Genomic DNA, 5,740 nt, shown 5'->3' on the forward strand with positions numbered 1-5,740 from the left:
TTAACTAGCTAGCTCGCTTTTAGCCCATACGCTAGCCTCCTGCGGAGGAACTGCGAAATTCAGCTTTTTGAGCGATCGTTTAAATCCCCGGTTTCTATAAACCGGAAGGTGCGCGGAGGGGTAACATTCCCCTTCGTTCACATTTACTGCTGAGTGCTGAGTGCTGAGTGCTGACCGCTTTTTTAATTGCTGAACTTTTTCTCTTCAATATTTATTTCTTCTTCCTTCTTCACCTATCTCCTAGATAACTAAAGTCCTCTTTCTTCGGGGTCCTATTTGTAACAGTCTTTTTTCTAAATGGTATTAATAGAGTGAACTTTTCCTTACTGTGGGACTCAAGATGAGGTGATGAGAATGCAGTAGATAACATTAGGGCAGAAGGAATTAGAATACTACAGACAGATGGAAAAGCCTTCTGGTGCTGCGCTCAGGGATATAAGACAATGACTTGGGCGAAAGTCTAGGTTTGAGCAATTCCCTGTGAATGTAGAAGCTCGTGCTGTACCTAAATTAGGCTCAACGTCCGGTAGTTCATATTCAGCAGTTAACCGCTAATTCAATATCTGAGGAGATGATGATTCAATTCCTTTCTAATTTTGTTAAAAGAACCTTTATTATTAGTGGCATTGGTAGCAGTTTAATGATAATCACAATTTCCCAAGCTGGAGGGCCACCACCCGGTACTAAGCCTCCTGCTGCCGATCGGCAAGAAGATACTTCTGAGCCATCTGGTAATAGAGGAAAACCTGTAGAGGTCGAACCTGAGACAACTGAACCGACTCGCCGTCAGCCTCCTACTCAGCAGTCAGAGACTACTCAACCCCCACCCCAATTTCCAGAACCTGCTGGTAGGGTTGCCCCTGTTGAAGGTCTCATAACTCTAAGATTAATTAATCAAACCGGTGCTGTAATTGAATATCAGGTAATAGGTGGCCGACATCGGACTCTAGGGGAAACCTCAGTGGTAGAATTATCTGAACTGCCAATCCCACTAACCTTAACCTACCAACGTTCTGATGGTGGGTTACTAATGGTACGTCCTCGGAGTATTTCTCCTAGATTATTAGAGGTTATATTTAATCCCACAGAAGATTTTGATTTAGATACAAAGTCACTGAATATTACTGGTAAAGGTGGGGTATTTTTGAACTAGGTTAAGATAGAACAAATCTTAGGTATAAGACTAGTTCAACAATTAATAATTAATAATTAATAATTAATAATTATCTCTCCTAGAAAACGGATAGGATTGACTCAAAGGAAAATTTTTTCTCTCTTGGTCGATTGGAGGCCAGCGAGGAGACCTCGCCATCCCATCCTGACGGAATGCTCCGCAAACGACCGCTTGTTTCTCCACGGCGAGTGAGAGGCTTTAAACCTTAATTATTCGGTAAGTTACCTAAAAATAGGGTCTATTGCCTCCCCCTTAAGTGGGAAAGCTATTCAACCTCTCTAAAAACCTATAGCTACTTAATCGTAGCGCACTTAACAAGCGAAAAGAAAACTAGAGTTATAAACTTTTGTACAGAAATGCTTGTACATAGAAAAGCTCTAATTTTCTGCTTCTAGTTCTTTTGGAACTTTGAGAAACTGATTTATACCTGTACTAACTTGCTCAATATCATCATTGAAATAGATAGCTTTAATATCTTCTGGCAAATTAGTATCTAGATTATGATATCCCTGTTGCAGTAAAGATTTTACTTCCTGATGTGAAATGGTTTCTCCCTCAGCTTGGAGATAAGCTGCTATTCTTGTTTCACTCCAGTGAAAAGTCTGAAACATTAACAAAATCAAGCGTAGTAGAGGCTCTAACTGATCTAATACTTGCCTGACATAACACCATAAAGGTGGTGGGGCCATTTCTAAAGAATAACGAATTGACTCGACAGGGGGCATTTCTTCTTGGTTAATACTAATGGCTGTAACATTAATTAACCAATTCTGAAGAGTAGTATTTCCCGTCTCCGTATCCGCTCCCTCTCGTAAATCTAAGCCACGCAATTCGTAAAATATATGTTGCCAAGTTTGGGCCAATAGATAGTCTGCTTGAACCGGCGATCGCACAGAATGTTGAATTAAAGTTTGGACTATCATACCATAGCGACAGAAAATCGCGACAAAGTATTTTCCTTGGTCTGGATAGTTTTGAAATAGGGTCAATAGTTCTTGGTCACTGTGATGAAAGAGTGACTTAACTATGGGGTGGTTAGATTCGGGAAATTTGTAGGTAGGCTCTGTTTTTAGCATAAAGTTTGAAAAATTAGATTAATACTAATGAATTTAAAAAGTACTATTAATTCTAAAATATAAATTCCTTTAGCCAAATCAAAGTATAGTCGTTTAAAATAAAAATTAGAGGGCTAAATCCCTGATTTAAAAAGATTATATCAAGGTTAAGTATCTCACTCTTAACTGTAATAACTATAGCAGTCGCCACTACTAGGGCAGACATTCTCGCCCCTCTGTTAACTTCTGACTTCTGACTTTTGACTTATGACTTCAGCTTATTCGATCCATAGCTCTTTTTCCTCCCCACTGTTCAACAATTTTATCATCGTATTCATCAGAAATTTTTAAAACTGCTTTGACAGATGCTTCTAACTCTGGTTTATCACAAGTCGAACCAACTATTGTATGTTCAAATATAATATTATTATCGTCATCTATGCCAAAAGCGCCAAAGCGCATTTTACTATTTTCTCGTAATAAAAATTGCAGCAAATCAGGTGTAAAATTAACATTCGTTACAACAGATGAGCGAGTATTAATGATTGCCTCATCATCTCCCCAAGGAAAGATATAGACCTCAACCAAGGCAGAACCCATAAACAAATTAATACCAGGTAAATCTTGTCTATTGCAGGGAAACTTATCAAATAATTCTCTCATCCACAAACAAATTTTGTTGTAGCAAGCTTCTTGTACATTAGTCTCAAATTTCATAAGTTTTCTCCTTCTATACCAGTTTAATAGGTGTATATCTCCTAGGAGTCATAAGTCAGGGGAAACAAATATTTTAATTATATCTGCAATAGGATATAGAGGATAGTATATTATACCAAATTTATCAATGTTTGTTACAAATAGCATCAGTTTCTAAGAAGGAAGACCGAAGTTGAAAGAACAAATAAATAAACAAGAAAAAAAACAAAAAATGATATAGATAGGTAGCTTATAGGATTGGATAAAATCCCTTGATCGAGCAATTTTGAGCATTCCTTTTTCACACTTGGTATTACAGCCTATTCGATGCAAATGTCGTACCGTGATTCTAGTAAATTTGCAAAAGCAAAAATGAAACGTTAATTCGATACTTCAAAAACTCGTATTAAAGCCACCGCTATTGTACTTCATTAACCTGGAATTCCCTGTATCTGAACTCACACATTATACCTTCTACTAACTACTAAGTTTCTATGGTTAATTTATATATCTACTTAATTATGTAAACTTGAGATAATATAGAAGATAAGTTTGTTTTTTATCAAACAGGATTGGGTCCCGCAACCCTTCCCTGATTAGCGAAATGTTTTTTGAGGGTTCCTCAAAATTATCGTGACAAAAACAACTTCTGGCTTTTGACTTCGTTAAAGGTATTATGGTTATGAGTGAAATATTAACACCTAATTTAGTCGCCCAAATTCTTACTGCATTGGGTTCTGTAGGTTTTTTCTTACTGGCAATCCAAGCATTAAGATTATTAAAGCAATAGCAAAAATCAGAAATATATTTTGATCAAACAGAATTGGGTCCCGCAACCCTTCCCTGATTAGCGAAATGTTTTTGGAGGGTTGCTCACCCATCCCTGTGACAAAAACAACTTCTGAGTCCTGAGTTCTGAGTCCTGAGTTAGTTATCGAGTGGTCCCTGTAATTTTTTTTAATAGCAGATACTCTCAAATTATTGATATCTTAAAACCTGATTTTTGTACTTAACTTTCTAATTTTAAAAAGTGTACTCTTCCAGAAGCTTCTCCAACAATAATTTTTACTCCATCTGCTGCCACAGCGCAACATTCCAAGGAACTCTCCCCAGTAAAATCGGCAATTACCTGTCGCGTTTCTAAGTCCCAAACCTTAAGAGTATTATCATCAGATGCAGAAATCACCAGACTCCCATCTGGTGTAATTGCAATGGAACTTACCCAGTCAGTATGACCACTTAAACTGAATAATTCTTGTTCTGTTTCCAGACACCAAACTTTAATAGTTTTGTCAAAAGAACCTGAAATAACTCGCTTACCATCTGGCGTTACTGCTAACGCTTTTACCCACCCAGTATGACCAACTAATGTAGCAACTTCTTCTCCAGTTTCCAAAGACCAAACCTTAATAGTTTTGTCAAAAGAACCCGAAATTACTTGCTTGCCATCTGGTGTAACTGTAACTGCACTTACCCAGTCAGTATGACCTCTGAGAGTAAAAACTTCCTCTAATGTTTCTAAACTCCAGACTTTGAGAGTTTGGTCAGATAAGCAGGCGATCGCCACTTTCCCATCTGGTGTAACTGCTACAGCAAAAATACATCTATTATCACCTTCTATCGTCAATAATTCCTTTGCTGTTTCTAGACTCCAAATTTTGAGAGTATTATCATCTGAAGCTGAAATAATCCGTTTATTTGGTAATGCTGCGACAGAATTCACCCGATCGGTGTGACCTTTGAGAGTATAAATTGATTTTCTTGTATTCAAATTCCAAACTTTGATTGTATGATCCCAAGCAGCAGAGACTACTTGTTGCTCTGGCAAAACTATTGCTGTATTCACTCTATTAGTATGTCCAATCAGGGGAGAAAGTTCTTCTGAGGTATCAAGACTCCAAACTTTAAGGGTAAAATCATCGGAACCAGAGATTAAGCGTCCATCTGCCAAAACGGCAACTGCGTATACTGAGTCAGTATGACCTTTGAGAGGAAATAACTCTTCCCCTGTTTGGAGATTCCATACTTTGAGAGTATTATCGGAAGCTGCCGAAATCATTCGTTTATTATCTGGAGTTACTGCTACTGCATTTATTCCTTTGGTATGACCTTTGAATGTAAAAATTGCTTTTTTGCTATCAAGATTCCAGACTTTAACTGTGTTATCAGAAGAACCTGAAATTATTTGTTTTTCAGGAAGTGTAGTTATAGTTCTCACACCACCTGTATGACCTGTAAGTGTAAATAGTTCTTCTGCTGTTTCCAGATTCCAAATTTTGAGAGTGTTATCGGATGAACCTGAAATAATTTCTGTCTCAGACAATACTGCTACCGCATTTACCCAACCTTGATGACCTGTGAGGGTAATTTCTGCCTTTTGTGTTTCAAGATTCCAGACTTTAATAGTATTGTCTGACGAACCAGAAATTACTCTGCCATCTGGCAGTGCTGCAACTGCTCTTACTGCTCTTGTATGACCTGTTAGGGTAACAAATTCTTCTGTTGTTTCAAGGTTCCAGACTTTGATGGTGAAGTCATCAGAACCAGAAATTACCCATTCATCACCCAGTAAAGCGATCGCTCTAATTCGCCCCGTATGACCAGTAATGGTACTAATTTCTTTACCTGTTTCAGCATTCCAGACTTTGAGAGTATTGTCCGAAGAACCAGAAATTAGCATTCCTCCACGAGTGACAACTACTGCATTTACCCAACCACTATGACCAATAAAAGTTCGTAAGAGTCTGCCCCCAGGTTGTGTGAGACTAGGCGCTGTTGGTCTTAACCAGGGGGTGAGTTTCCAGGATTTTGCCTA

The 5,740-nt window shown here is 38.0% G+C and carries 4 protein-coding genes and 1 pseudogene; 1 reads left to right on the plus strand and 4 read right to left on the minus strand.

Annotated features, from left to right (window positions below):
- Window positions 1–571 precede the first annotated feature (571 nt).
- Window positions 572–1,153, plus strand: a complete 582-nt coding sequence (locus F6K22_RS29415) for a hypothetical protein (protein WP_293106280.1) — start codon at window positions 572–574, stop codon at window positions 1,151–1,153.
- A gap of 398 nt (window positions 1,154–1,551) precedes the next feature.
- Here F6K22_RS29415 and F6K22_RS29420 read toward each other — a convergent pair whose 3' ends face one another.
- From F6K22_RS29420 to F6K22_RS29435, 4 genes and pseudogenes are all read right to left on the minus strand, one after another.
- Window positions 1,552–2,250: a sigma-70 family RNA polymerase sigma factor gene (locus tag F6K22_RS29420; RefSeq protein WP_293106283.1), complete on the minus strand. Its 699-nt coding sequence runs from the start codon at window positions 2,248–2,250 to the stop codon at window positions 1,552–1,554.
- A gap of 252 nt (window positions 2,251–2,502) precedes the next feature.
- Window positions 2,503–2,946, minus strand: a complete 444-nt coding sequence (locus F6K22_RS29425; RefSeq protein ID WP_293106286.1) for a T3SS (YopN, CesT) and YbjN peptide-binding chaperone 1 — start codon at window positions 2,944–2,946, stop codon at window positions 2,503–2,505.
- 988 nt (window positions 2,947–3,934) lie between these two features.
- Entirely contained in the window at window positions 3,935–4,696 is a 762-nt protein-coding gene (locus F6K22_RS29430; RefSeq protein ID WP_363274701.1) for a WD40 repeat domain-containing protein, read from the minus strand.
- 12 nt (window positions 4,697–4,708) lie between these two features.
- A pseudogene (locus F6K22_RS29435) lies at window positions 4,709–5,662 on the minus strand (WD40 repeat domain-containing protein); the annotation flags it as partial.
- Window positions 5,663–5,740: the final 78 nt, after the last annotated feature.

This window comes from Okeania sp. SIO2F4 (assembly GCF_010672385.1).
Classification (GTDB): domain Bacteria; phylum Cyanobacteriota; class Cyanobacteriia; order Cyanobacteriales; family Microcoleaceae; genus Trichodesmium.

What these genes read in the sequence shown, in the direction of transcription:
- F6K22_RS29415 (WP_293106280.1), top strand. Translation starts at nt 572, where the DNA reads ATGATGATTCAATTCCTTTCTAATTTTGTTAAAAGAACCTTTATTATT.
- F6K22_RS29420 (WP_293106283.1), bottom strand. Translation starts at nt 2,250, where the DNA reads ATGCTAAAAACAGAGCCTACCTACAAATTTCCCGAATCTAACCACCCC.
- F6K22_RS29425 (WP_293106286.1), bottom strand. Translation starts at nt 2,946, where the DNA reads ATGAAATTTGAGACTAATGTACAAGAAGCTTGCTACAACAAAATTTGT.